Raw genomic sequence first — 23,991 nt, forward strand, 5'->3', positions numbered from 1 at the left:
TGTCGTCATTATCCATCGGTTAGCACCGGAGAATGAATGCAAGAATATGTAGAGTTATCAAATACATAAACCCGGAAAGTGATTCACTTTCCGGGTTTCATGAATCAACACCTACATCGCACACACGGCACTCATGCCGCGTCGTCGATCTCCTCGGCGGCCTTGCGCGGCACGTAGTTGAGTACCGGCCCGAGCCAGCGTTCCACTTTGGAAATCTCCATGCCCTTTCGAACCGCATAGTCTTCGACCTGGTCACGCTCCACCTTGGCGACCCCGAAATAATAGCTATCGGGATGGCCGATATAGAGGCCCGAGACCGAAGAGCCGGGCCACATGGCGTAGCTTTCTGTCAGTTTCACGCCGGCTGCCTTCTCGGCGTCTAACAGGCGGAAGAGCGTCGCTTTTTCTGTATGGTCGGGCTGCGCCGGATAGCCCGGCGCAGGGCGGATGCCGGCATATTCCTCGGTGATGAGTTGCTCGTTGCTAAGCGTCTCATCCTTGGCATAGCCCCAGTATTCGCGTCGGACCCGTTCGTGCATGCGCTCGGCAAAGGCCTCCGCGAAACGGTCGGCGATCGCCTTGACGAGGATCGAGGAGTAGTCGTCGTTCGCCCGCTCGAAGCGCTCGGCGATGGCGATTTCCTCGATGCCCGCCGTCACCACGAAGCAGCCTACATAGTCCTCGACGCCGCTCGAAACCGGTGCGACGAAATCCGACAACGCCACGTTCGGGCGGCCGTCGCGCTTCGAAAGCTGCTGGCGGAGGGTGTAGAAGGTCGCAAGCTCTTTGTCGCGCGCCTCATCGGCGAAGAGACGGATATCGTCGCCGATGCTGTTGGCCGGCCAGAAGCCTATCACGGCGCGTGGGCGGAACCACTTTTCGTCGATTACCTTCTTGAGCATCGCCTGTGCATCGGCCCAGAGCTGGCGCGCAGCTTCGCCCTGCTTCTCGTCTTCGAGGATTGCCGGGAAGCGCCCGCGCATCTCCCAGGTCTGGAAGAACGGCGTCCAATCGATGTATTTGGCGATTTCGGCCAGATCGTAATCCTCGAACACCTTGGTGCCGGTGAACTGCGGCCTGGTCGGCTTGTAGGAAGCCCAATCCACCTGCTGCGCATTTTCGCGGGCGCGGGAAAGTGGCAGGCGAACCTTCTCGGCTTCGCTGCGCGCATGGGCAGCGGCAACCTTGGCATATTCAGAGCGGATATCGTCGATATAGCCCTGGCGAGTATCCGGAGACAGCAAGGACGAGACGACGCCGACGGCGCGGCTCGCATCCGTCACATAAACCGTCTGGCCCTTGTTGTAGCCTGGATGGATCTTCACCGCCGTATGTACACGGCTGGTCGTCGCGCCGCCGATCAGCAGTGGGATATCGAAGCCCTCACGTTCCATCTCGGCTGCCACATGCACCATCTCGTCAAGCGAAGGCGTGATGAGGCCCGAAAGGCCGATGACATCGACCTTTTCGGCCACTGCCGTCTCGAGGATCTTCGTCGCCGGCACCATCACGCCGAGGTCGATGATCTCGTAATTGTTGCAGGCTAGCACGACGCCGACGATGTTTTTGCCAATGTCGTGCACGTCGCCCTTGACGGTCGCCATCAGGATCTTGCCTGCAGCCTGCCTCTCGTCGCCGCCATTGAGACGCTTTTCCTCTTCCATGTAGGGCAGCAGTACGGCGACAGCCTGTTTCATGACGCGCGCCGACTTGACGACCTGCGGCAGGAACATCTTGCCCGAGCCAAACAGATCGCCGACGACATTCATGCCGGCCATCAGCGGGCCCTCGATGACATGGAGCGGACGTGCCGCCTTCTGGCGGGCCTCTTCGGTATCGGCCCCGATGTATTCGGTAATGCCGTTGACCAAAGCATGTTCAAGACGCTTCTCGACCGTCCATCCGCGCCAGGAAAGATCCTGAACCCTGGCTTCCTTCGTCCCTGCACCGCGGAAACGTTCGGCGACTTCGAGCAGGCGCTCGGTACCGTCCGGCCGGCGGTTCAAAACGACGTCTTCGCAAGCCTCGCGCAGTTCCGGATCGATCTGGTCATAGACCGCAAGCTGGCCGGCATTGACGATACCCATGTCCATGCCAGCCTGGATGGCGTGGTAGAGGAACACCGCATGCATCGCCTCGCGCACCGGCTCGTTGCCGCGGAACGAGAAGGACAGATTGGAAACACCGCCGGAAATATGCACGAGCGGCATGCGTTGGCGGATCGTACGCGTCGCCTCGATGAAATCGACGCCGTAATTGTTGTGTTCCTCGATGCCGGTCGCGACCGCAAAGATGTTCGGATCGAAGATGATGTCTTCGGGCGGGAAACCCGCCTTCTCGGTCAGGAGCTTATAGGCGCGCGTGCAGATTTCTACCTTGCGCTCATAAGAATCCGCCTGCCCCGTCTCGTCGAAGGCCATAACGACGACGGCCGCGCCATAACGGTGCAGCAGCTTCGCCTGGGCGAGGAAATTCTCTTCGCCTTCCTTCAGCGAGATCGAGTTGACGATCGGCTTGCCCTGAACGCACTTCAGGCCGGATTCGATGATCGAGAACTTCGACGAGTCAATCATCACCGGCACGCGGGCAATGTCGGGCTCGGCTGCAATCAGGTGCAAGAACTCGACCATTGCCTTTTCCGAATCGATCAGGCCCTCGTCCATGTTGATGTCGATGACCTGCGCACCGTTTTCCACCTGATCGCGGGCGACATCGAGCGCTGCCGTATAATCGGCATTGGTGATCAGCTTGCGGAAGCGGGCCGAACCGGTGACGTTTGTGCGCTCGCCGACGTTGACGAAAGGGATGTCCTTGGTCAGTTCGAAGGGTTCAAGGCCGGACAAAGACATGAAGGGCCGATGCTCGGGAATCGGCCGCGGCTTGTACCTGGCAACTGTCTCGGCGATCGCGCGGATATGTTCCGGCGTCGAGCCGCAGCAGCCGCCAACGATGTTGACGAGGCCCTCGCGGGCAAAACTGTCGATCTGCCCCGCCATCAGCTCCGGCGTTTCGTCATACTGGCCGAATTCGTTCGGCAATCCGGCATTCGGATAGGCGCAGACAAAGGTGTCGGCTACAGCTGCGAGCTCCTGCAGATGCGGACGCATCGCATTGGCACCGAGCGCGCAGTTGAGGCCGATCGTGAACGGATTGGCGTGGCGTACCGAGTTCCAGAAGGCCGAAGGCGTCTGTCCAGACAGCGTGCGGCCGGAAAGATCGGTAATCGTGCCCGAGATCATCACCGGCAGGCGAATACCCTTGGCTTCGAACCGCTCCTCACAGGCAAAGATTGCAGCCTTGGCATTCAGCGTATCGAAGATGGTCTCGATGAGGACAATGTCTGCTCCACCATCGATGAGGCCATCGATCTGCTCGCCATAGGCAATGCGCAGTTCATCGAAGCTGATGGCGCGAAAGCCCGGGTTGTTCACATCCGGCGAAATCGAGGCGGTGCGGTTCGTCGGGCCGATGGCGCCTGCCACGAAACGGCGGCGGCCATCCTCGCGCTCGGCGCGGATCGCTGCGCGGCGCACGATCTCGGCGCCTTCCTTGTTGAGAGCATAGACCTCGCCTTCCATCTGATAATCGGCCTGCGCGATGCGGGTCGAGGAGAAGGTGTTGGTTTCGAGAATATCGGCGCCGGCCTTGGCGTATTTGTAATGGATTTCCTCGATAGCATCCGGCTGCGTCAGGATCAAAAGATCGTTATTGCCCTTCTGGTGACAGGCGCAGCCGATAAAGCGCTCGCCCCGGAACTGATCCTCATCGTAGCCGAGGCCCTGGATCTGCGTGCCCATGGCGCCGTCAAGAACGAGGATCCGCTCGCTCGCGGCTTTCCGCAGAGCTGCAAAGACTTCGCTGCCGTCGCGTTTTGCCCCTTCGGGACCAAAAAGATTGTCGAACACGGGCGGACTCCTTGACGTCGTTAAAGACTAAAGTGACCAAATCACATAAAGATATCTTTATGTCAATATATGCTAGGCGTTTCGGTGTTTGGAACACCTGGCGGGTGACAGACTCGAGCGTGCCCTGTATAGGCCATTTCGCAAGGCGTTGTGCACGAAATCGGAGGAGTAACATGGCACCTGCAATTGGCGGAACCGGGCTCGGAAACTGGAGCGCCCGCGCATATCACCGCAACTGGCTTCTTGCCCAGGCGAACGGCCTTTTCGATTTCTTCCAGCACAATTCGGTCAATCCCAAGGGTGGTTTTTACGATCTCGACGACCATGGCAGGCCGCTAAATGCCGAGGGACAGGTTCGCAGCATCCACATTGCTTCGCGCGCAGTCCACTGCTTCTCGCTCGGCGTCCTTCTCGGCCGTCCGGGTTCAGCCGGCGTCGTCGACCATGGCATGGACTACCTCTGGAATCATCATCGCGACAAGAAGAACGGCGGCTACTTCTGGTCGCTGAACAATGACGGCCCGGTCGATTACAACAAGCAGGGCTATGGCCATGCCTTCGTCCTTTTGGCCGCGTCCTCAGCGAAAACCATCGGCCATCCGCTGGCCGACGGCATGCTGGCCGACATCACCGAGGTCCTCAATTCACGGTTCTGGGAACCTGTGCATGGGGCCATCGCCGAAGAATTCACATCCGACTGGCAACCGCTCGACGGCGGCGCCTATCGCGGCCAGAACTCCAACATGCATCTGACCGAAGCGCTGATGGCGGCCTTCGAGGCCACCGGCGACAAGAACTATCTCGCCAAGGCCGAAAGCATCGCCGATCTCGTCATTCTGCGGTCGGCAGGTTCCGTCGGCTGGCGCGTCGCCGAGCATTTCAGCGCCGACTGGGCACTCGACAAGAACTACTATCATCCAAACGAGATGTTCCGTCCCGCCGGCACCACGCCCGGCCACTGGCTTGAATGGGCCCGTCTCCTCCTGCAGCTGTGGTCACTCGGCGGCAAGCGCCACGACTGGATGCCCGACGCGGCGAAGGCCCTCTTCGCACAATCCATGGCGCTCGGTTGGGACGACGACAAGGGCGGCTTCTTTTACACGCTCGATTGGGACGACAAGCCAGTCAAGCGCAACAAGCTCTGGTGGCCCGCCTGCGAGGGCGCCGCCGCCGCCCATTTCCTCAACGAGCACCTGCCGAGCGACTTCCACGAGCAAAGCTACCGCAAGATCTGGAACATCATCGAACGCGCCTTTATCGACCATGAAAACGGCGGTTGGCACGAAGAGCTGACGGAAGAGCTCGTTCCGTCCCACAGCCTCTTCCCAGGCAAGGGTGATATCTACCACGCGCTCCAGGCCTGCCTCATTCCGCTCTTCCCGGCGACCGGCAGCCTGACCAAGGGCATCTTAGAGACCGGCGGGAGGATTTGAGGCAACTCCCCAACATGAGGCCGGAGGCTTTTCCCTGACGCCATCATTCCTTTGGAGTAGCGTTCACGGGTCGGCCATCGCCACACACGGATTAACATCTTTCCCGCTTGAAAGGCGGAAGATGTTAACTCAGCCGCAAGGTATCCAAATCCTTCGCCAGTATCAGCGACAGCGCCTCCACGACGAGGTTGTGGTCGTCGCGCTGCGGCAGACCCGAAACCGTGACGGCGCCGATGCAGCCAGTTCCTTTGACGTTGATTGGGAAACTGCCGCCATGCGGGGCGTAGTCGGCGCCGGATAGACCGTTGTCTTCGACCGTCTTTCCGTCCTTCTGCAGCTTCAGACCACAGGCATAGCTGCTCTTCCAATAGCGGAATACCATGTTGCGCTTGCGGCGAACCCATTGGACATTGTCGGGAGTGGCGCCCGGCAGCGCTGCGTAGAAGACCGGCATGGACTGCAGCGTGACGTCAATTGCCACGCCAAGGCCGCGTTCGGTGGCGAGTTCCTGCAAGAGCTTGCCGAGTTGCCAGGCAGTAGTGAGGTCGAAGGCGTCAAAGCTCAGAACCTTTTCCTGTTCAGCGATCTGGCCGAGATCTTCCTCGATAGTCATAAACCTCGCTCCTCTTGCGTCATCGAACCGGCAGAGAACATCTGCATCCAACGGCAAAAGTAAAGCAAAAATCGCGATTCTACCGAAGTTCAGTGCGGCATCGACGACAGCGCGCCGATGATTTCCTCGGGAGGCACGGGCTCGCTGGAACGCAACTTCACCCTTCCGTGCCGGTCGAGCAGGACAAGGCCGAATTCACCGGGCTGCGGACCTTCGAGGTCATCGCGGATTTCATCGGCGTCGAGGTCGTAAGAGCCTTCGAAAAGCGGAAACACTCCTCCGCCGGCGATACTGAACACCTCGATATCATCCTCTATGAAACGAAGATGAGAGGTGCGAAGCAACTCGTCCTGAACAGCCGCGCGATCATCATCGGCATCCGCAAATATGATGAGCACGCGCTTTGAGCCAATGAATGGCTTGAGACAGTCCGGCGAAACGGGCGCACGCGGCGCCGGACCCATGATTTCGCGTATGATTGATTTCAGCATGGCGCTCACATCCTTCGTGTCTGTCTTCAACGATTGGAAGCGAGAGCGGTTCCCTGCGAGCGTGACGGGACCGCGGGTCGGGCGCGATCCCTCAAAGGCTCATTCGGGCGGCTTGCGTTCTGCTGTGCGGCTTGAGACGGCCATGATATCGGCGCTTCCGTTGGCAAGAAGGCGTTTGCGCACCAGCACGCGCATGACGCGCGCGGCCGTCGAGAAGCTCATCTGATCGAGCGGTCCTTCGCCTTCCCACGGTTTGGTCAATCTTTCGGTGACTGCGCCGACGATGTTCATCGGCACGATGTCGTCGCATTCGCGCATGGCTTCGAAGACGAGGCTGATCGGGATGACCCGCCCTTCGAACGTGACGATCGGCTCGGTAAGTTCCGTATCCCATTCCTCGAAGGCATAGAGCGCTTCGCGGAACAATTCCTGAAGGGTTATCGGGGCGTGTCCGTTGTGAAGTGGCGGCAAGGCATTCGTCATGTCTGTCTCCTCTTGTGGATTAAGCCAGTTCCTCCTCATCGGCCGGGATCGAAGCAGGACACACAGAACCCAGGGTTCCCTCCGGACCGAATAACACGATCGATTTTATAGTGTAACACTCGCGTGATAAAGCGATTTATGCCGCGCAGGCCGCCGACGGATCTCCGGCAGCTGATAAGCCGCTGATATCGCTCAAGAACATCAGCGGCTTTTTTTCACTTGAAAGTGGAGAATTGAGCCTACTGCTCGAGTGCGAAGGTGACGTTGACCGTAACCCTATAGGTGTTTTCGCCGCCCTGAACCGGCACAGCAGCGTCGGTTGCCTCCTTCATCATCGCCGCACGGTAGACCGGCTGCGGCAGCGGCCGAGCGCTGTTTTCGCTGATCTCGACGATGCGGCCGAGTTTCACGCCGGCAGCCTGCGACAGCGTCTTTGCCTTGTTGATCGCTGCCGCGACGGCATCCTTTCGGGCCTCCTCGATTGCCGCATCCGGCTTGTCGTTGGTGAACTGGATGTCGCCGCCCTGGTTGACGCCGAGCGTCACGGCCTGGTCGATGATTTCACCCAGCTCGCCAAGATCGCGCACGCGCACCGTCAGCCCGTTGGAAACCTGATAGCCGATCAGCTCCGGCGGCTTCGGCTGGCCGTCGTTGTTCTGCGGATAATTATACTGCGGCTGCACCGAAAAGCCCGTGGTCTGCAGGTCCTTGTCGGCAATCCCGCCCTTCTTCAGCGCTGCCAGCACGCCGGCCATCGCCTTGTTGTTCTCGTCAAGCGCCTCGCGCGCCGTCTTCGCCTGCTTGACGACGGCAAGGTTGAGCACAGCCATGTCCGGTGCCAGCGCCGACTCCCCTTCGCCCGAGACCGTGATCACCGCCTCGCGCGGCTTTGTTTCGTCGGCAGCCGAAGCCGACAGCCCCGCCAGCGCGGCAGGTACGCCGATCAGCACGCCGAAGGCCAAGTTTCTGATAGTCCATAGCGCCATTTTTTCACTCCTTGGTTGTCGCCATCCCGCCTCACTCTTTGCAGATTGATTGTGAAGCTATTGCGGCAGCGTCTTGTCGCTGCATCCGAATTGCGCTAGAGCGAAACCGCACCGGGGGGCCATTGCCCCGCTGCCCGCGCGGCAAAGCCACGTGAGGGCCTGTAGCTCAATGGTTAGAGCCGGCGGCTCATAACCGCTTGGTTGGGGGTTCGAGTCCCTCCGGGCCCACCATTTCTTTCGTATGACGTTGATTTTCCATCGCCATCGTTTATCTCACGGGAAACTCAGATTCTGTAAAAGTGAACTTCTTTGCCGGACCACAAGGCTCTTGCGGCGCTCGATACCGGCGTCGATGATCCGCTTGGATTGGGCAGTTTGGTTTAGTGCTGCACCATCTTGGAATCAGTCGAAGAATGCCATTAACTGATGTGACGGTGTGCATTAGGACCAAGCGCCTAAAGCCGTTCTGTTCATTCCGCCAGCGGCGGCCCAGCAGTCGCCGCTCGAACCTGCAAAAGCGGCATGCTTGGTGCAAGGTCACGCCGCCTCTGCCAACGTCGCGGCGCCTGCCGCGATCTGACGCTGACTTCGTGCTTTTCGATGCTACCGGAAACTTTCGAGGGGGGATTGAACGTCCGGCGCCAGAGGCCGCGGAGGGCGGCAAGCGGATAGGCGCGGGCGGGCATGGCCTGCGGCATCTCGCTGAACAGGCGCTGGATCATCTTCCGGCGGACATCCTCGGCGGTCTGCCGGATCTTCCAGTCGTAGCGGCGGTCCCGGACCGCAACGATCGCCATGGACAGGGCAAGGCGCGCAATATCGACGTCGCTGACCCTGGCCGCGACGTCGAAGTCGGCGAAGGGTGAAAAGATTAGAATGTCGCCTGCACTAATCTGCCTGGCCGTCCGATTGTCATGCAGCGTGATCTCGGCCTTGCTGATTGAAATTGTGTTAATCGTACAGGGCACAAGATTGCCGTCGCGTACAAGATTTGCCTGCCGTGCGAGGGGAAACCGGATGCTGTCAAGCGGCTCTCGCGGAAGCTCTATGCAGACGAGCAGGGAAACGAAGGCATAGACCATGACGACCATGCCCCAGGCGACACTGAAGCCGTCGAGATCGTTGTAGGTGCCCATCAGGGGACCGTTGAGCATACCCATGAATGTAAGGATGATGACCAGGAGGAACGTCCCGGCGATCGGGTAAAGGACATCGACGCGCGCCCGGTCCTCGCCTTTGGCCGTGACCTTGAACGGCCGCCCGAACGGATGAATGAGGGCGTGAATCAGGGCGATCGTGATGGGGACCGCCGACACCATTTGCGACACTTCGGTAAAGAGCGGCATGCTGCGCCGCCCGGAAACCCACGCATGAAATGCCCACATGCCGCCGACCATCGGAAGCGCGTAGAGGAAGAAGGCTTCCGGCTCCATCTGGATCGCCGGCAGGCCGAGGAAGTAGTAGAGGATGGGCGCTGCCATCAAAAGCAGGATGAACGGGCGGCAAAACCAGAAGAGCAGTCCGTGGAAATAATGCAGCCGTTGCAAGAACGTGTATCCACGGCCAAGAAACGGGCCATCACGGAGCAGCGCGACCTGAATGGTTCCGAGGCACCAGCGGCAGCGCTGGGTAATGTAGCCTGAGAGACTTTCGGCAGAGAGCCCGACGCTCAGGCGTTCGTTCAGCCAGCGGGTTTTCAGGCCCTTTTGCAGCAGCCGGTAGGTCAGGTGAATATCCTCCGTGACCGTTTCCTGCGGCATGCCGCCGATCAGGCCGAGCGCGTCGCGCCGAACGATGCAGGACGTGCCCACGCAAAAGGCGGCCCCCCATCCGTCCTTGGAAGGCTGCATGACGTCGAAAAAGATGCGCTGGTCGTCCACCCATGCCTTTGATGCCAGGAGGTTATGCTGGACGGGGTCGGCATTGTAGTAGAACTGCGGCGTCTGGATGACCCCGATTTGTGGATCGGCGAACTGGCCGACTGTGCGCTTTAGAATGGGGCGTTGCGGCGCAAAATCGGCGTCGAGAATGAGGATGAAGGGCGCGTTGGTCTCTTTCGCCGACTGCTGGATGGCATTGTTGAGATTGCCACCCTTGGCGCCCACATTGTCGTTGCGGCGCAGATATCGCACGCCAACTTCGGCGCAGTAATCCTCCAGCCAGTCGCGACGTCCGTCATCGAGCACCCAGACAGTGAAACTCTGATAGTCGATCGCCTTGGCGGCAAGGATGGTGCGTTCCAGAATGGATAGATCTTCATTATAGGTGCAGATGAAGACATCGACGGCCGGCGGCGATGCGGCGCCGGCGATAGTGAGTTCGCTCGCGTCTGCAGCCGCACCGTGGTCGGTCCGACGGAAGAAAAAGACGATCGAAAGAGCCGTATAGAAGATGACGACGATTTCGAAAGAGAGATAGGCGCGCGGCCACACCGCATAGGCGCTCCATTCGAAATCCGGCAGCGTCTTGGTGATGCGGAAATAGAGATAGTTCAACAACATGACGATGAGGATCATACCGAATATAACGCGATCCTTGCCCCGGCGGCTGTCGAGCAGCCAAGCGCAGCCCATGATGAGCGCAAGCGCCAGCAGCGAGAAGAGAATGGCGTCCGAGAGAGTGACTACTTCGGGGGACATGGACTATCCTTGCTGGTCAGCGACTGGCCCGTGCGGCCGAGGAAAGGGTTGAGGTCAAGCGCGGCAAGCACGGCCCAGCCGGTCGCCCCGATATGCGGTAGACGGTAATATTTGAAATCGCCGGGCAAGGAGTTCGGACCGACCTGAAGGCCTGTCGAAAGCTGCTCGTTGACCGTTGCATAGACGAGCCCGCCGGGCGTGACCTGGGCAGCGATGGTCTTGAACAATGGCTCGGCCTTTTCTGGCTGTCCGACAAGCCGCAGGACGAGTGCCGCCTGCGCTGTGCCTTCGAGCCAGATGCCGTCCCGGTCGCTGTTAAAGTCGAAGCCGCCATCGACGCCATGGTTCAGCTCGGTCCATTCCATGACTTGCCTTGCCTTTGTCTTGAAATCCGGCACAGCAATCAGCGGCCACAGTTCGGCATCGAGCCCTGACATCTCGACGTTCGGCGCGTTGCCGTCGGGCGCGCTGCCGATATAGAAGCGCCCCTCGCCGTCGTTCCACATGGCATGCAGGAACTTGAGCGCAGTGTCGCCGCGATAGGTCCAGTCGCCACCGGCGTCCAAACGCGCAAGCCAGCTGTCGGCGGCATAGACGTCGAGATTATGTTCCGTCGATTTCCAGGTCATGCGCTCAGGTGTCGGCTCATGGCCGAAAAATCCGCCGAAATAGCCAGGGTTTTGCGGATCTGCCGTGCTGCGGTGGATCCAATCCATGATCTTGCGCGCAGTGTCGAGGTAGGCAGGCTGCTCTGTCTCCTCGTAGGCCGTGAGCAGCGCCAGTGCGCCCCATGCAGTGCTGCCCGTCGCACTGCCGACCTGATAACCGTCCTCTATCCAGGAATTGCTGGCTGCACTCCAATAACCGGGCAGCAGCATTCCCTCCTTGCCGGGAACGACTGGACCGGACCGGTAGGCATTCCTCAGTCGTCCATCATGATAATGACGGTCCGTCTCGACGGCGAGCACGAGAGCATCGGCAATGCGGCGCGCTTCGGCCTTTCGCTTGCAGCCGTAAAACGCCATGAGCGCAAGAGCGTTGTCATAGGTAAAGCCGGTGTTTTCCAGAGCCGGATGGAGAGCCGACCCGCCGTTTGCCGGTTCGAAACTGCGCAGGACGAAGGGCTGCGCAGGATCGCCGCCCATGTGGGAAGCCAGCCCGTCGCAAAGCGTGCAGGCAAGTTTCTGATGTTCGCCATCGGCACGCGCCGGATATGTCTGCAGCACGATCACTGCCGCGGCGAGCAGCAGCAAGCGTCCTATGTTGATGGTCGATCTCAAATGCTTCATTGTGGAACCTCATCAATGCAGCGGCGAAACCGGCGTTACGGAATGGCGGGTTCGGCAGCGGCTGAGCGCGGCGACGTCGCCTTGTCAAAAAGCGCGGACGCCGAAAGCATCGTCCCGGGAGAGGCCAACCGGTCCATTGCCAGCTTCGAATAGCGGGCGATCCGGGAAACAATCGTTTCGCCCAAGGAGACGATCACATCCTCGCCGACATGGCATCCAAAGAATTTGTCGTTGCCTTGGTGCGCCGGAGCGCCGTCCTCGCCGGACGGTTCATCGATCTTGACGAGCACATAGACCTCGTGGCCCTCGGCTTGCGGAAACTTCGCGTAATAGCGATTTTCCGGACCTGAGTTGAAGTAGCGCACGATCTTGTAGATATGGGCGTCGCGCTTGACGCCGAGGCTGCGGAAATTGACCATGGCCGGCATGCCGATCTCGAGCGACGTCACATCGCGGCTGCGATAGACGGCCGCAGCAAAGGCCTCGTTACAGTCCAGCGATTTTGCCACCGGCTGACCCTGCATCACGAAATCGCCGAAGGATGCGTCGACGCTGACGATCTGGCCATGGCGCTCGGCGACGACCTCGGCGGCCCCGGTCTTGCCAAGCCGCCCTTCCTCCCGCGCAATCAGGTTTTCGACCTGCCGCTTGCGCTCCGTCATCTGGTTGATCTCGATTCTGTCTTCGGCGATCTCGCCGGCAAGCTTGGTGCGCTGCATTTCAAGCGTCAGCAGATTGGCTGCGACGGTACCGCCAGTGTAGATGTCGCGTTCGACGAGCGACAGGACGATCTCGTTGCGACGCAGTTCGCCGCGCGCGGAGTCGAGTTCGAACTGCGCTGCGTTACGCTTCTGGCGCTGCGGTTCGATGCTGGCCTCGGAAACAAGTTTCTTCTTCAGAAGCACCAGCTGCCTCTGCAGCAGGGCGTTCTGTTCATTGAGCCGAGCCTCGTAGGTCTGCACGTTGTAACGAGCATTCTCGATGATTGCCGAAAGCTCGCTGATCACGCCGTTCTTGACGTCCGCAATCTGGCTCTTGACCTTCTGGAGCTGGTCGGCACGTTCCTGAACGACGCTTCTCGTATTGTTCAGCTTTTCGGCAAGATCGAGCTTTTCGAGCCGCAAGCCGGTCAAAGACGTCTGGTCCTGGTTGGGATTGGAGACCGTCGCCATGACATCGCCAAGCTTGACCACCTGTCCGACCTGCAGAAAAATCCTGTCCACCCTGCCGTAAATTGGCGAGGCGATCATCTGCACAGGCGCATTGATGACCGCGCGCGTGGAGACAATGAAAAACTGATTGGGGATCATCGCCACAGCGATCGTGATAATCAGCATAAAGGCGAACACATAGCCAAGCGCCCTTGATACTGAAAGTATCTTATGATCACGCGGATCAAGTAATAGAGTTTCGTCCTTCATTTTCGCCAATCCCGACTTTTACACTGCAGGCCGAATTGAAGGGCGTTTCCATGTATATTTTTTATTAATTATATTTTATACCGATGAAAATCGACTATGCAAACTAATTTTTTACGCAATTACGAATAACTAGATTCAGTATTGCCACGACAAGCATCTATGCGACTACGAAACATATGTATTTTTGTGTAGTCGATACAATTATCGCGGATGAACTCGGACGAGCACCCAGTTTTATCGAAAACGGTCGACTAGAATGCTTTGATTTTCCGTGATTTTTGTGACGCACCCGAAGGAACGTGCCATAGGCACCTCGTCCCTCAACTGTCGAAGCGGGTCGCAGACAATCAGAAAGAGAAAAGCCCGCCATCTGAGAAACAGGCGGGCTTCCTATTACTTCACTGTTGCGCCGGAGGCGTTGCCGGTGGGGTTGCCGGTGCCGGTTCCGTAGCCGGCGGCGTTGCCGGTGCCGGAGTTGCCGGGGCCGGCTCAGTTGCCGGTGGCGTTGCCGGTGCGGTCGACGTTGCCGGTGGCGTTGTAGCTGGCGGCTGAGTCGTTGTTGTCTCGCCGGCGGGCGGTGTGGCTGGCGGTGCACTGGTGCGCGGCCAGTAAATCGCTGCAAGGGCTATGATTACAACAACAGCCGCGATACCGATCCACATTGCCCATGGTGACCGGCGGTCGCTGCCCGGTGTCGAACGAACATCCGGGCCAGGTCTATTAAAATCATTGGTCATAGTAGTCCTCCTGTACACTCTAAAACTACGGAGTGCATAAAAGGTTCCATGCGATGTTATGATGCGATGCTCGAATATTGAAACACCGCCTTATTTTCGAATGCAATTTCACTTCTGGCATTCGCAAGACGGTGTCTGCCGCACATCTCATCGCGAGCGATTATACCATCTTTTGCTCTTCCGACCGCAAAAAAGGAGGAGTTCGATATTCGAAAGGTGATTTGCGCTCTCAGTGATGCCGTGGCAGCATTCGCCTCCAGCATCCCGGCTTTAGCAGCCAGCATGACTGTTACCGAACAAGCATGAAAATCGTGCCCATGGGAGGGATACATGTCCGATCAACTGCCGATGTTCATCCTGCAATCGATCGTTATCTTCGGCCTCGTCGGCGCGCTGTTCATTCGCGCGTGACCTGTCTGGCGACCGGTGACCTTGGTCTTGGCCGCGCGCGTTCCCACGAGAAGATGGCGCGTGGCAAGGTTGGCGCCCGCCGATGGCGTCCACTCCGTTCTCGCAGGCTTGATCGCCGGACCGTTGATGTTGCACGAGGCAACTCGCGGCACGACGCAGCACCGACGACGGCCATGCCATCGGCGCCCGTCCTGAACGTGACGGCTTGAGAATAGTCCGATTGGCATTTTGCTCAGCCCTAGTCGAAAAAGGCCGATCGTCGGTGACGACGCAGCCTCCGGCATTTTTTCAAAGAAGGCATCAAGGCCGCCTGCTGCATGATCTCGCTGGCGATCTTCAAGCTCTTGATAGAGATCTTCCGCATAGAGATCTTCCGCTCATGCGCATCCGCCGGTATTTCGGGTCGATCAGCGGCGCAGCCGCCGGATCGTTTAAAAAAACATTCCCGAACACAAAAGCGTACCGGAATTGACAAAAGTGCACTTTGCAGCCGTACTCGGCGGTACTAATGAGATGAACGTCGCTTCTTCTTTTCCCCGAAGCGGCCTAGAACTCAGCCTCGCCCGTCGCGAGGCTTTTTTCATTATTGCGGCCGCAAACCAACAATAAGAAACCGCCTTTGCCGTGATCCGAGGAGAATTGGCAAAGGCGGTTCTTGTGCCGCCGCGTCTCAAAGACCGGCGGGGTGCTACTTTTTAGCGGCGGATCAGCGGGCAGCCGCGGACGTTCGCGAAGGTCATGCGGTCCCAGCCGCGGCGGTCACGGCCGGCAACGACGACGCGGCGCGGTGTGACGTTGACGACGCGCACGTCGCGAAGGCCAGACCAGCGGGCCGCGCGGACAGCCATGATCGGCGAGCAACCGCGATAGACCGCTGGCCGACGATGATACTGGACGTCGATGACAGCGCCGCGCTCAAGACCCGATGCGGCGGCAGTCGAGACGCTGGCGGGGATGGAAGCAATGGCAAGCAATGCGGCTAACGAGACCTTGGCAATGAAATTGGTCATCGAATTTCCCTGGTTTCAAAGAACGATCGAACTCCCGTTGCGGGGATGATCCGACTATAGAGAGCTAAACTGAATGGTGTTCGAACTGCCTATTCAGGTTCGGTTCAGGTGCTCATGTGCAGCACGATTTCGCGGCGATGAGGACGGTCGCGATGCTCGAAGAGATAAAGCCCCTGCCAGGTGCCAAGCACCATCTTGCCGCTCGTAACAGGAATGCCGAACGAAACCTGTGTCAGCGCCGCCTTGATATGGGCGGGCATGTCATCTGGACCTTCGCTCGTGTGGACAATCCAGCGCATCGATGGGTCAGACGACGGCGGCACGAGCCGGCGGAAGAAGGTACTGAGATCGGTCTGCACATCCGGGTCGGCATTTTCCTGGATCAAGAGCGAGCAGGAAGTGTGGCGCACGAAGACAGTGAGCAAGCCTTCGCTCACGCCAGTAGCTCGGACGAAGCCCTCAGCCTGGTCGGTGAATTCATAAAGCCCCTGCCCCTGGGTAGACACGGAGATGATCGCCTGGGGCATAGGACTTCCTTCTTCAAAGTTCGACGACAGTTTCGAAGCCGCCGTAGATCATTCGCTTGCCATCAAATACCGTTTTCCATTCATCGCCTTGCAGGCGTGGATCGGACATGACCTTGGCCACTATATCGTCGCGCTCCTTCCGCGATCCATAGACGATCCAGGAAAACCCAACCACTTCGTCTTCCTTCGCCATCACCGCACGCGGAAAGGAGGTGAGTTCGCCATAGGGCACGTCGTCGGCAAGGCACTCGACATATTTGAGTGCACCATGCTCCTTCCAGATCGAGCCGGCGAGATTCGCCAACTTCTTGTAAGCCTCGATATTGGCTTTCGGAACAGCCACGACGAATCCGTCGATGTAAGGCATTGTCGTACTCCTATCTCCTGTTGACGATCATAGGACGGGTGGCGGGGGCAAGACCCGACAGTATGGTTGAGAAAATATGCGCGATCGGCTGATTTCCAGTCCCGCGGCGTCCCCCGCTTTGGCAATACCCACGCAAAAGACGCGTTTCTTTCTGTATGATCTGTCTGCCAAAATTTGCGGCTATTGGAACGATTGTTCCGATAGCGACAGAAGGCCTGGTCAGCCATTGAAAGAAAGCGTCAATGCGCCATTTTTTGACGCAAACGGAATGGCCCATAGCGCATGAAAGCATGCTCAATGGGCTTGCTTGCGGACGCGGTGCCGCAGGCGCCCGGGTTCACGTCACACCGCGACCAGAGGGAACAAGAAAATGAATGCACTTTTGGCTTCAACCGTCCTTGCCGCCGGCCTTGTCGGCCTTGTCGGCCTTGGCAGCCCAGCTTCGGCTGCGGAGTGTGGCAACGTCACCATCGCGAGCATGAACTGGCAATCCGCCGAAGTTGCCGCAAACCTCGACAAGATCATTCTCGAGGAAGGTTATGGATGCAGCGCCGAGATCGTCAGCGGCGACACGGTTCCCACGCTCACATCAATGGCTGAAAAGGGTGAGCCGGATGTCGCACCGGAAGCCTGGGTCAGTCTCCAGCCGGAACTCGTGAAGCGCGGCCTGGAGAGCGGCAAGGTCGTCGCCGCCTCGAAAATCCTTTCGGACGGCGCGATCCAGGGCTGGTGGATCCCGAAATACGTCGCCGAAGCCCATCCGGACATCAAGACGATCCCTGATCTCTTCAAGCATCCCGAACTCTTCCCTGCTCCCGAAGACAAGAGCAAAGGTGCCGTCTTCAATGGCCCTCAAGGCTGGGGCGGAACGGTCGTGACCTCGCAGCTCTTCAAGGCCTATGGCGGCGACAAGGCCGGCTTCACGCTGGTTGATACCGGTTCGGCAGCCGGCCTGGACGGTTCGATCGCCAAGGCCTACGAAGGCAAACAGCCCTGGGTCGGCTACTACTGGGCCCCGACCTCGCTGCTCGGGAAATATGAAATGGTGAAACTCGGCTATGGCACGGAATACGATGCGGAGGAATGGAAGCGCTGTACCTCGGTTGCTGATTGCCCCGATCCCAAGCCGAACGCCTGGCCGGCCGACGACGTTCAGACGCTCGTGAGCAAAAGCTTTGCCGATCGCGCCGGCCCGGCCATGGATTACCTCAGCAAGCGCGCCTGGACGAACGACACCGTTAACAAGCTGATCGCCTGGATGACCGACAACCAGGCGACCGGCGAAGACGGCGCCAAGCACTTCCTGAAGGAAAACGAAGCCCTGTGGAAGGAATGGGTCTCTCCGGAAGCCGCCGAGAAGATCAAGGCTTCCCTCTGATCCCACATGATAGGCAGCAGGCGGTGCTTGACATCCAGCCACCGCCAGCCCGATCCTTTTGCGCGGCGGCCACAAGAAGACCAGGGCCGCCGCCGCTTTAGCCATGGGGAACGAACATGGACTGGCTCTGGAAATTTCCGACGATGGATGCCGACACGCTGCGCGTTCTGAAGAAGAACGTGGACGAAGGCTTCCGCGCTTTTACCCGCGCTTACGGCGACAGCATCGAAGGGCTGTTCAGCCCGCTGCAAAGCTTTCTGATCTGGGCTGAAAGGCTGCTCACCGGCACACCCTGGCCGCTGGTGATTTTGGCCGTCGCCGGCATTGCCTGGCTTGGGAGCCGCAATTGGAAGATTGTCATCGGCTGCGCCGCGACGCTTCTGCTGATCGGCTGGTTCGACATGTGGGAAGATACGATGAAGACCGTTTCGATGATCTTCGTCTGCACGGTGCTTTCGGTCGCGATCGGCATACCGATCGGCATCGGCATGTCGCGTTCCGACCGGCTCCAGAATGCCGTCAATCCGGTGCTCGACGTCATGCAGACCATGCCGAGTTTCGTCTATCTGATTCCCGTCGTCATGCTGCTCGGCATCGGCCGCGTGCCCGGCGTGATCGCCGTCGTCATCTATGCCTTACCGCCGATGATACGCCTCACCAATCTCGGCATCCGCATGGTCGACAAGGACGTGCTCGAAGCGGCCGACGCCTTCGGCTCATCGAGCTGGCAGAAGCTGCGCAACGTCCAGCTCCCCTTGGCATTGCCGACCATCATGGCCGGCATCAACCAGACGATCATGATGGCACTCGCCATGGTCGTCATCGCTTCGATGATTGGCGTCCAGGGCCTCGGCCAGCCGGTCCTCAAGGCCATTGCCAACCAGTACTTCACCCTCGGCGTCTTCAACGGTCTCGCCATCGTCGGCATCGCCATCATCTTTGACCGCATCAGCCAGGCCTATGGTCTCAGGCTGCAGAAGCACCGGGAAATCGTGCATGGCTAGTCAGTCGATTGAAATACGCAATCTCTACAAGATTTTCGGCCCGCGTGGCGGCGATTTCATCGAAGCTGTCACCCAAGGCATGTCGAAAACCGAGCTTAACAAGGAGCACGGGCATGTCCTTGGGCTGAAGGATATCAACATCTCCATTCCCGGCGGCAGCATCACCGTCATTATGGGGCTTTCGGGTTCCGGCAAGTCGACGCTGATCCGCCATATCAATCGGCTGATCGACCCTACAGCGGGCGAAGTCCTCTATGGCGATACCGACATCTGCAAGATGAGCGAAGAGGAGCTCCGCCAGTTCCGCCGCCGCAGGACGGCGATGGTGTTCCAGAAGTTCGGCCTTCTGCCGCATCGCAACGTGCTGCAGAACACCGCCTACGGGCTGGAAATACAGGGCCTGCCGAAGGGCGAGCGCGAAGAGCGTGCCAATGTCTGGATCAAGCGCGTCGGCCTCGACGGATTTGCCGGGCATTATCCGAACCAGCTTTCAGGCGGCATGCAGCAGCGTGTCGGCCTTGCCCGTGCACTGACCAACGATGCCGAGATCCTCTTGATGGACGAGGCCTTTTCAGCCCTCGACCCGCTGATCCGCGTCGACATGCAGAGCGTGCTGCTCGACCTGCAGAAGGAACTGAAGAAGACCATCGTCTTCATCACGCACGATCTCGACGAGGCATTGCGGCTTGGCGACAAAGTCGCCATTCTGCGCGATGGCGAGCTCATCCAGCAGGGCTCGGCCGCCGATATCGTACTCAATCCCGCAAACGACTATATCGCGGCCTTCGTCAAGGAGGTAAATCGCAGCCGCGTCATCCCAATCGAAGCGCTGATGGAGCCGCTCAGCAATCCCGCAAGCGACGCCGTCATCCGCATCCCCGGCAAATCGACCGTGGAGGAAGGTATGCGGATGATGACCGAAAGCAACGTCATGCACGCGACCGTCACCGGCGCTGATGGCCTTCCCGCCGGCCGCGTGTCGCTCGAAGGTCTTGTGCGCTGTCTTGTCGGGACGGCCCTCTAAAACTCGCCTGCCTCAGGCGCCTGCAGTTCTTCGATCGAATCCACGCGGTCCGGATAGAACGCCATACGGTCCTTTATTTCACGCATCGCCGCATGCGGATTTTCATAGGTCCAGATGGCGTTCTTCGAGCGCTCGCCGCCAGGGGTGATGCTGTAATAGGAAGCCTCGCCCTTGTAAGGGCAATAAGTCGAGTGGTCGGTGCGTTGAAGCAGCGACATGTCGACATCCTTGCGCGGAATATACTGCACCGGCGGGTAGGAAGCCTCGCGCAATGTCAGTGCATCGCGCGTATCAGCGACGACCTTGCCGTCGAGCTTGACGACGACACGTGCTGGATTGTGGTCTACGGTGATCGGATGATCAGGTCCGGGAATCTTGATCGGCTTGTCTGACATGAGCGTTCGCCTTCGAAAGATTGCACGGTCCCTACATAGGGTCGTACCCGGCGCTTCCCAAGGGGTGACGGTCACGCGCATCGCACCGGGCTAGCGCACAGACGCCGAGCCCCAAAATGGCGGCGAGCACACAGGCGGCGCCGAAAACCTCATGAAAGCCGACAGGCTCGCCGAGCAGCACGAAGGCAAAAAAGATGGCGGAGACCGGAGCGACTGCCGTAAACAGCGAAGCCTCGCTGCCGCTGACGCGGTCTAAGCCCGCGTACCACAAGATGAAGCCACCGACGGTCGGCACCAGCGCATAATAGACGACGGCCGAGAGCACCACTGCGGTAAAGCCGCTTGCGGCATGGCTTTCGAAGAGAGCCGGAATGCCGGCAACGAGGAAACCGATACCGGTCATCAGCGCCGACTGCGTGAGCGGCAGGATCTCGCTTTGCATGCGCTTGTTGAGAAGAATGAACAGCCCCTCGCAGATGACGGCGCCGAGGATCAGCGCATTGCCGGCCAGTGAGCCGCCTGCGGGCGCGCCCGGCGACACAGCGACCCAGAAGACGCCGAAAGCAGCGAGCGCGATGGCAATCAGCAGGAAGCGGTGCGGCCTTTCGCCGAGAATGAGGATCGAGATCACCGCCGAGACGACTGGCAGCGTGCCGATGATGACGCCGGCATTCGTCGCCGACGTCAGCTGCAGGCCGGAGATCAACAATGTCGTATAGCCGACGCTGCCCGCCCCTGCCTGCGTCACCAGGATGAACCAATCGTGGCGCGACAGTTTCGGCAGCCGCGATCGGGTAAGTCGCATCAGAAGCAAGAAGAAGGGAAAGGCCGCAGCAAAACGCAGGGCCGTTGCCGTAAACGGCGGAAGGCCTGATGCGATGATCTTGCTGGCAATAACCGTGCTGCCGACCGTGATCATCGCCAGCGTCAGATAGATGTAGCCCTGGAGCGCTTTTGTCATGGGATCCTCCGTTTCGAAGGACGGACAAAACCGCAAAGACGAAGAGGCTTCTTGAACGAAATTGCAGGTCGTCAGGCAAACGCGGTGGCATAGACCCGCGGCGTGAGGCCATATTTTGCAGTGAAGACGCGTGTCATGTGGCTCTGGTCGGCAAAGCCGCTGGCGAAGGCAGCTTCGGCAAGTGGCGTGCCCGAAGCGATCAGGCGGCGAGCCATATGTATCCGCACCTGGACGAGATAGGCATGCGGCGTCATGCCGGTTGCTCTGGCAAAACCGCGCAGCACCTGAAACCGGCTAAGCCCGCTTTCCCGCGCAAGGTCGGCAAGCGAGACATTGGCGAGGGGATCACCGTCGATCAGGCTTTTCGCCTTGCGGATGGTGCAAGGCGCCATGCGCGCCACTTCCGGCATCGGCTGTTCGCGCATCACATCTGCGACGACGACGAGGAGCAGTTCTTCGCATGCAAGATCATCCTGTGTGGAGCTGCTGGTGATTGCGGCAAAGAGGCTTGCGAAGCGGCTTGCAAGGACGCTGTTTCGGATGACCGGGCGCGGAATTTCCGCGCGAATCACACTTTCTTCGTCGGCCTCCTGTGCGAGATCGCCGATGATCGCCGGATCGAAATAGAGCATGCGCCACGACCGCCCCTTCCCGATCGGTGCGCCGTCATGAACCTCGTTCGGATTGACGGTGATAAGATCGCCCGCTTCCGCCTCGACCATGCCGCAGCCACTCAGCGACTTCTGCGCACCGGAGACAATCAGGCCGATGCCGAACTGTTCATGCGTATGGCGTGCGAAACTGTGGCGCGTTTCCGCTTCCACGGCCTCCACCCCGGCCATCGCCGAACGGCGCATCGTGAACTGACTTTTGGCCACGCAGCGTCTCCTTCCGGCCGGACTGTGCCAGCGGCAGGCGAAGGACGCAACGTCTTTGCAGCGATTAATGAAGTGTTTCAGGCCGGATTTCGCCGGAGAGAATTTTCAGGGCGTCTTCGAGCGCTGCGACCAGAATATCGGTCAGCTCATCACCCTTGTTTTCGAGGAACGCCAGACTTGCGGCCTCGTCCTGCATTTCGAAGAAGCGCTCGATTTCATTCGACATCATCGTCCTTTCATTCACCGGAACATTCAGCGATGAAAGCAGACTATGGAAGCCTGCTTGCGCAGGGCTGGTGCGAGCCCGTGTCAGAACTCCGGAAGATTGCGGCTCCGCCACAGGCTGGGCGGGATCGGATCACCGACATCGATGGCAAACGAGACGATCTTGGTTACGCCCTCGTCCACCTCGCAGCGGAATTGAACGTCGTACCAGCCCTCGCGCGTACGAAAGGCACCGCGCCGGACATCGAGCACCGTACCGCGCGGCAGCGCGTAAGTGGGAACCATTACAGGATTGTAGGCCGGCGCTCCGTGAACCAGTTGCTCACGAAGCTCGGTGCTGCAAAGCTGCGCGGCCCTCCTTCCGCGCGGCAGGTTGCCCATGGCGGTCCGGGCGATCGGATCATTAGTTTCATTCTGCGAAAACAGCGTCTTTGCTTCCTTCAGCTCGGTAGGCTTTTCAGCCTTTGTCGTTTCCGTATGGTCGATCTTGGGTCGGTCCGCAGGCTTGGCCTGTTCGAAACCGATTGTCGCCTTGTCTCCCGCGCCAGCTGCAGGCCCGTTGTTTTGCGGGTCGATATTGGCCACATCCACTTCAGGCACATTGACATCGTCCGGCACTGGGTTTGCCGGCGGCTGGTCGGTGACGGGAGGCTTTGCCGCGGCCGATGCGGCAGGCTTGGGCTCATCCGGTATCGGCTTGTCCGGCGGCGTCACCGGTGGCTTGCCAGCCTCGGCCGAAGCATTGCCCGTTTTTGATTTGCGCGGGCCGCTATCCTTGTCGCCGAATTCGAAGACGGTCCTCAGGACGGGTATCTGTCCCTTCCCTTCCTTGCCGGAGGGATCGTTCCCGGCTTCGGATTTCGGCGGTTCGGACGGCTTCTGTTGCGGCTTGGCTTCCGGCGGCGGAGGCGGTGGAGGCGCCGGCGGTTTCTGCTCGGCCTTCTCCTCGATCTTCGGCAGTTCGGGAGGTTTTTCCGGCGGCTTTTGCGCTTCCGCCTTCCTTTCCTCGGCCTTCTTCTCCTCCGGCTTCCTTTCCTCTTCCGGCGGAGGCACGAGATCGACGTTGACCGTCTCCTCTTCTGGCGGCTGCGGCGTTTTTTCAGGCAGCTTCACCAGGAAAAACGCAACGACGGCAATATGCAGCGCGATCGAGGCTGCGACACCCCAACTGATTTCCCCCCAGCGCTTTGCGACGATCTTCTGCATGCCCGCGAATTTTGTTCTCCGACAAGGTAGGGATGTGGCCTTTTAAGAAGGCAGCATCAAGCCGCAAAACAAAAAAGTTCCTTGCCGCGCGACCAAGCGAAGGCAGCGCGGGCGATCGTCCACATCCTTTCACCTTTACGAGGCTGCGATCCGCAGGCTGCTCGCCGCTAGCCGAGCGAGCCTATGATTTCGCGATAGGCAGCCTCCGGAAACGCCTTCAGCGTTTTCGTACGAACGTTGCCGGCCGTCGCAAGCTGCAGCGTGAAGCGCGCCATCACCGCGTCGTCCGGCGCCTCACATATGGAGACCATGTCGTATTCACCCATCGTCAGAAAGAAGTCCTTGAAGGAGCCGCCCATCTCTCCGAGCGCCTTCTTTGCCGCGTCCAGCCTTTTTGCCGAGTCGCGTGCACTGCGAACGCCTTGATCCGTCCAGTTGATAAGCATGACGTAAGTGGTCATTGCACACCTCCCCACGGAGGGTTTTGGTCCACGCAGGTATGTGGCGACCTTCGCTCATCCGCTGCGGCCGGTCCCTTCCCCCGTAACATTTGCACTATACCATTAGGGCGAGCCGAAAGCGACGGAATGTCTGGCAACCCAAAAAGA

Annotated in this window: 21 protein-coding genes and 1 tRNA gene; 5 read left to right on the top strand and 17 right to left on the bottom strand. The window is 59.4% G+C overall.

Annotated features, from left to right (window positions below):
- Positions 1-131: 131 nt before the first annotated feature.
- Positions 132-3,905: a methionine synthase gene (gene metH, locus AM571_RS13205; RefSeq protein ID WP_074061792.1), complete on the bottom strand. Its 3,774-nt coding sequence runs from the start codon at positions 3,903-3,905 to the stop codon at positions 132-134.
- A gap of 173 nt (positions 3,906-4,078) precedes the next feature.
- Between metH and AM571_RS13210 the strand changes: the two genes are divergently transcribed.
- Positions 4,079-5,338 (top strand): AGE family epimerase/isomerase, encoded by a 1,260-nt coding sequence (locus AM571_RS13210; RefSeq protein WP_074061793.1) that lies wholly within the window; start codon positions 4,079-4,081, stop codon positions 5,336-5,338.
- A gap of 124 nt (positions 5,339-5,462) precedes the next feature.
- Here AM571_RS13210 and AM571_RS13215 read toward each other — a convergent pair whose 3' ends face one another.
- The 4 genes from AM571_RS13215 to AM571_RS13230 all read right to left on the bottom strand — a co-directional run bounded on the left by AM571_RS13215 (position 5,463) and on the right by AM571_RS13230 (position 7,911).
- The gene (locus tag AM571_RS13215; RefSeq protein ID WP_074061794.1) at positions 5,463-5,951 is read right to left on the bottom strand and encodes a heme-degrading domain-containing protein; all 489 of its coding nucleotides are present in this window, start codon (positions 5,949-5,951) and stop codon (positions 5,463-5,465) included.
- Between the two features lie 89 nt (positions 5,952-6,040).
- On the bottom strand, positions 6,041-6,442 hold the full coding sequence (locus tag AM571_RS13220; protein WP_074061795.1) for a DUF4174 domain-containing protein: 402 nt from the start codon (positions 6,440-6,442) through the stop codon (positions 6,041-6,043).
- Positions 6,443-6,541: 99 nt separating this feature from the next.
- Positions 6,542-6,925, bottom strand: coding sequence for a hypothetical protein (locus tag AM571_RS13225; RefSeq protein WP_074061796.1), 384 nt, complete (start codon positions 6,923-6,925; stop codon positions 6,542-6,544).
- Positions 6,926-7,164: 239 nt separating this feature from the next.
- The gene (locus AM571_RS13230) at positions 7,165-7,911 is read right to left on the bottom strand and encodes an SIMPL domain-containing protein (protein ID WP_074061797.1); all 747 of its coding nucleotides are present in this window, start codon (positions 7,909-7,911) and stop codon (positions 7,165-7,167) included.
- A gap of 155 nt (positions 7,912-8,066) precedes the next feature.
- Between AM571_RS13230 and AM571_RS13235 the strand changes: the two genes are divergently transcribed.
- Positions 8,067-8,142: transfer RNA gene (locus tag AM571_RS13235), tRNA-Ile, on the top strand.
- Between the two features lie 239 nt (positions 8,143-8,381).
- Here AM571_RS13235 and AM571_RS13240 read toward each other — a convergent pair.
- The 6 genes from AM571_RS13240 to AM571_RS13265 form a co-directional block, all read right to left on the bottom strand.
- Positions 8,382-10,550: a glycosyltransferase gene (locus AM571_RS13240; protein ID WP_074061798.1), complete on the bottom strand. Its 2,169-nt coding sequence runs from the start codon at positions 10,548-10,550 to the stop codon at positions 8,382-8,384.
- Positions 10,535-11,839, bottom strand: coding sequence for a hypothetical protein (locus AM571_RS13245; RefSeq protein ID WP_074061799.1), 1,305 nt, complete (start codon positions 11,837-11,839; stop codon positions 10,535-10,537). Before AM571_RS13245 ends, AM571_RS13240 begins: the two co-directional genes overlap by 16 nt.
- 35 nt (positions 11,840-11,874) lie before the next feature.
- On the bottom strand, positions 11,875-13,260 hold the full coding sequence (locus AM571_RS13250; RefSeq protein WP_074061800.1) for an HlyD family secretion protein: 1,386 nt from the start codon (positions 13,258-13,260) through the stop codon (positions 11,875-11,877).
- A gap of 1,843 nt (positions 13,261-15,103) precedes the next feature.
- Complete coding sequence (locus AM571_RS13255; RefSeq protein ID WP_074061801.1) at positions 15,104-15,418, bottom strand: hypothetical protein; 315 nt, start codon at positions 15,416-15,418, stop codon at positions 15,104-15,106.
- Positions 15,419-15,522: 104 nt separating this feature from the next.
- Positions 15,523-15,945, bottom strand: coding sequence for a secondary thiamine-phosphate synthase enzyme YjbQ (locus AM571_RS13260; protein WP_074061802.1), 423 nt, complete (start codon positions 15,943-15,945; stop codon positions 15,523-15,525).
- A gap of 13 nt (positions 15,946-15,958) precedes the next feature.
- The gene (locus tag AM571_RS13265; protein WP_074061803.1) at positions 15,959-16,312 is read right to left on the bottom strand and encodes a DUF1428 domain-containing protein; all 354 of its coding nucleotides are present in this window, start codon (positions 16,310-16,312) and stop codon (positions 15,959-15,961) included.
- A 370-nt stretch (positions 16,313-16,682) separates the two neighbouring features.
- On the opposite strand from AM571_RS13265, the gene AM571_RS13270 reads away from it, so the two are divergent.
- The 3 genes from AM571_RS13270 (at position 16,683) to AM571_RS13280 (ending at position 19,718) form a co-directional block, all read left to right on the top strand.
- The gene (locus AM571_RS13270; RefSeq protein WP_074061804.1) at positions 16,683-17,690 is read left to right on the top strand and encodes an ABC transporter substrate-binding protein; all 1,008 of its coding nucleotides are present in this window, start codon (positions 16,683-16,685) and stop codon (positions 17,688-17,690) included.
- Between the two features lie 116 nt (positions 17,691-17,806).
- The gene (locus tag AM571_RS13275; protein WP_074061805.1) at positions 17,807-18,694 is read left to right on the top strand and encodes an ABC transporter permease; all 888 of its coding nucleotides are present in this window, start codon (positions 17,807-17,809) and stop codon (positions 18,692-18,694) included.
- The gene (locus AM571_RS13280; RefSeq protein WP_074061806.1) at positions 18,687-19,718 is read left to right on the top strand and encodes a quaternary amine ABC transporter ATP-binding protein; all 1,032 of its coding nucleotides are present in this window, start codon (positions 18,687-18,689) and stop codon (positions 19,716-19,718) included. The genes AM571_RS13275 and AM571_RS13280 overlap by 8 nt, the downstream gene beginning before the upstream one ends.
- Here AM571_RS13280 and AM571_RS13285 read toward each other — a convergent pair.
- From AM571_RS13285 to AM571_RS13305, 6 genes are all read right to left on the bottom strand, one after another.
- Positions 19,715-20,113, bottom strand: a complete 399-nt coding sequence (locus AM571_RS13285) for a DUF427 domain-containing protein (RefSeq protein WP_074061807.1) — start codon at positions 20,111-20,113, stop codon at positions 19,715-19,717. The two genes, AM571_RS13280 and AM571_RS13285, sit on opposite strands and share 4 nt — an antisense overlap.
- 31 nt (positions 20,114-20,144) lie before the next feature.
- Complete coding sequence (locus AM571_RS13290; protein ID WP_074061808.1) at positions 20,145-21,074, bottom strand: DMT family transporter; 930 nt, start codon at positions 21,072-21,074, stop codon at positions 20,145-20,147.
- 71 nt (positions 21,075-21,145) lie between these two features.
- Entirely contained in the window at positions 21,146-21,952 is an 807-nt protein-coding gene (locus tag AM571_RS13295; protein ID WP_074061809.1) for an AraC family transcriptional regulator, read from the bottom strand.
- A gap of 64 nt (positions 21,953-22,016) precedes the next feature.
- A complete protein-coding gene (locus AM571_RS36265; RefSeq protein WP_155774448.1) occupies positions 22,017-22,181 on the bottom strand; it encodes a hypothetical protein in 165 nt (54 codons plus the stop codon).
- Between the two features lie 80 nt (positions 22,182-22,261).
- Positions 22,262-23,383, bottom strand: a complete 1,122-nt coding sequence (locus AM571_RS13300; protein WP_074061810.1) for a DUF930 domain-containing protein — start codon at positions 23,381-23,383, stop codon at positions 22,262-22,264.
- A gap of 167 nt (positions 23,384-23,550) precedes the next feature.
- Positions 23,551-23,844: a GYD domain-containing protein gene (locus tag AM571_RS13305; protein ID WP_022714277.1), complete on the bottom strand. Its 294-nt coding sequence runs from the start codon at positions 23,842-23,844 to the stop codon at positions 23,551-23,553.
- Positions 23,845-23,991 lie beyond the last annotated feature (147 nt).

The sequence above is a fragment of the Rhizobium etli 8C-3 genome, from assembly GCF_001908375.1.
GTDB lineage: Bacteria > Pseudomonadota > Alphaproteobacteria > Rhizobiales > Rhizobiaceae > Rhizobium > Rhizobium etli_B.

Bases quoted from the DNA above. Each gene is read 5' to 3' on its own strand.
- AM571_RS13215 (WP_074061794.1), bottom strand. From the start codon at position 5,951: ATGACTATCGAGGAAGATCTCGGCCAGATCGCTGAACAGGAAAAGGTT.
- AM571_RS13255 (WP_074061801.1), bottom strand. From the start codon at position 15,418: ATGACCAATTTCATTGCCAAGGTCTCGTTAGCCGCATTGCTTGCCATT.
- AM571_RS13300 (WP_074061810.1), bottom strand. From the start codon at position 23,383: ATGCAGAAGATCGTCGCAAAGCGCTGGGGGGAAATCAGTTGGGGTGTC.
- AM571_RS13260 (WP_074061802.1), bottom strand. From the start codon at position 15,945: ATGCCCCAGGCGATCATCTCCGTGTCTACCCAGGGGCAGGGGCTTTAT.
- AM571_RS13275 (WP_074061805.1), top strand. From the start codon at position 17,807: ATGGACTGGCTCTGGAAATTTCCGACGATGGATGCCGACACGCTGCGC.
- AM571_RS36265 (WP_155774448.1), bottom strand. From the start codon at position 22,181: ATGATGTCGAATGAAATCGAGCGCTTCTTCGAAATGCAGGACGAGGCC.
- AM571_RS13280 (WP_074061806.1), top strand. From the start codon at position 18,687: ATGGCTAGTCAGTCGATTGAAATACGCAATCTCTACAAGATTTTCGGC.
- AM571_RS13290 (WP_074061808.1), bottom strand. From the start codon at position 21,074: ATGACAAAAGCGCTCCAGGGCTACATCTATCTGACGCTGGCGATGATC.
- AM571_RS13245 (WP_074061799.1), bottom strand. From the start codon at position 11,839: ATGAAGCATTTGAGATCGACCATCAACATAGGACGCTTGCTGCTGCTC.
- AM571_RS13225 (WP_074061796.1), bottom strand. From the start codon at position 6,925: ATGACGAATGCCTTGCCGCCACTTCACAACGGACACGCCCCGATAACC.
- AM571_RS13305 (WP_022714277.1), bottom strand. From the start codon at position 23,844: ATGACCACTTACGTCATGCTTATCAACTGGACGGATCAAGGCGTTCGC.
- AM571_RS13220 (WP_074061795.1), bottom strand. From the start codon at position 6,442: ATGCTGAAATCAATCATACGCGAAATCATGGGTCCGGCGCCGCGTGCG.
- AM571_RS13265 (WP_074061803.1), bottom strand. From the start codon at position 16,312: ATGCCTTACATCGACGGATTCGTCGTGGCTGTTCCGAAAGCCAATATC.
- AM571_RS13285 (WP_074061807.1), bottom strand. From the start codon at position 20,113: ATGTCAGACAAGCCGATCAAGATTCCCGGACCTGATCATCCGATCACC.
- AM571_RS13250 (WP_074061800.1), bottom strand. From the start codon at position 13,260: ATGAAGGACGAAACTCTATTACTTGATCCGCGTGATCATAAGATACTT.
- AM571_RS13230 (WP_074061797.1), bottom strand. From the start codon at position 7,911: ATGGCGCTATGGACTATCAGAAACTTGGCCTTCGGCGTGCTGATCGGC.
- AM571_RS13210 (WP_074061793.1), top strand. From the start codon at position 4,079: ATGGCACCTGCAATTGGCGGAACCGGGCTCGGAAACTGGAGCGCCCGC.
- AM571_RS13240 (WP_074061798.1), bottom strand. From the start codon at position 10,550: ATGTCCCCCGAAGTAGTCACTCTCTCGGACGCCATTCTCTTCTCGCTG.
- AM571_RS13270 (WP_074061804.1), top strand. From the start codon at position 16,683: ATGAATGCACTTTTGGCTTCAACCGTCCTTGCCGCCGGCCTTGTCGGC.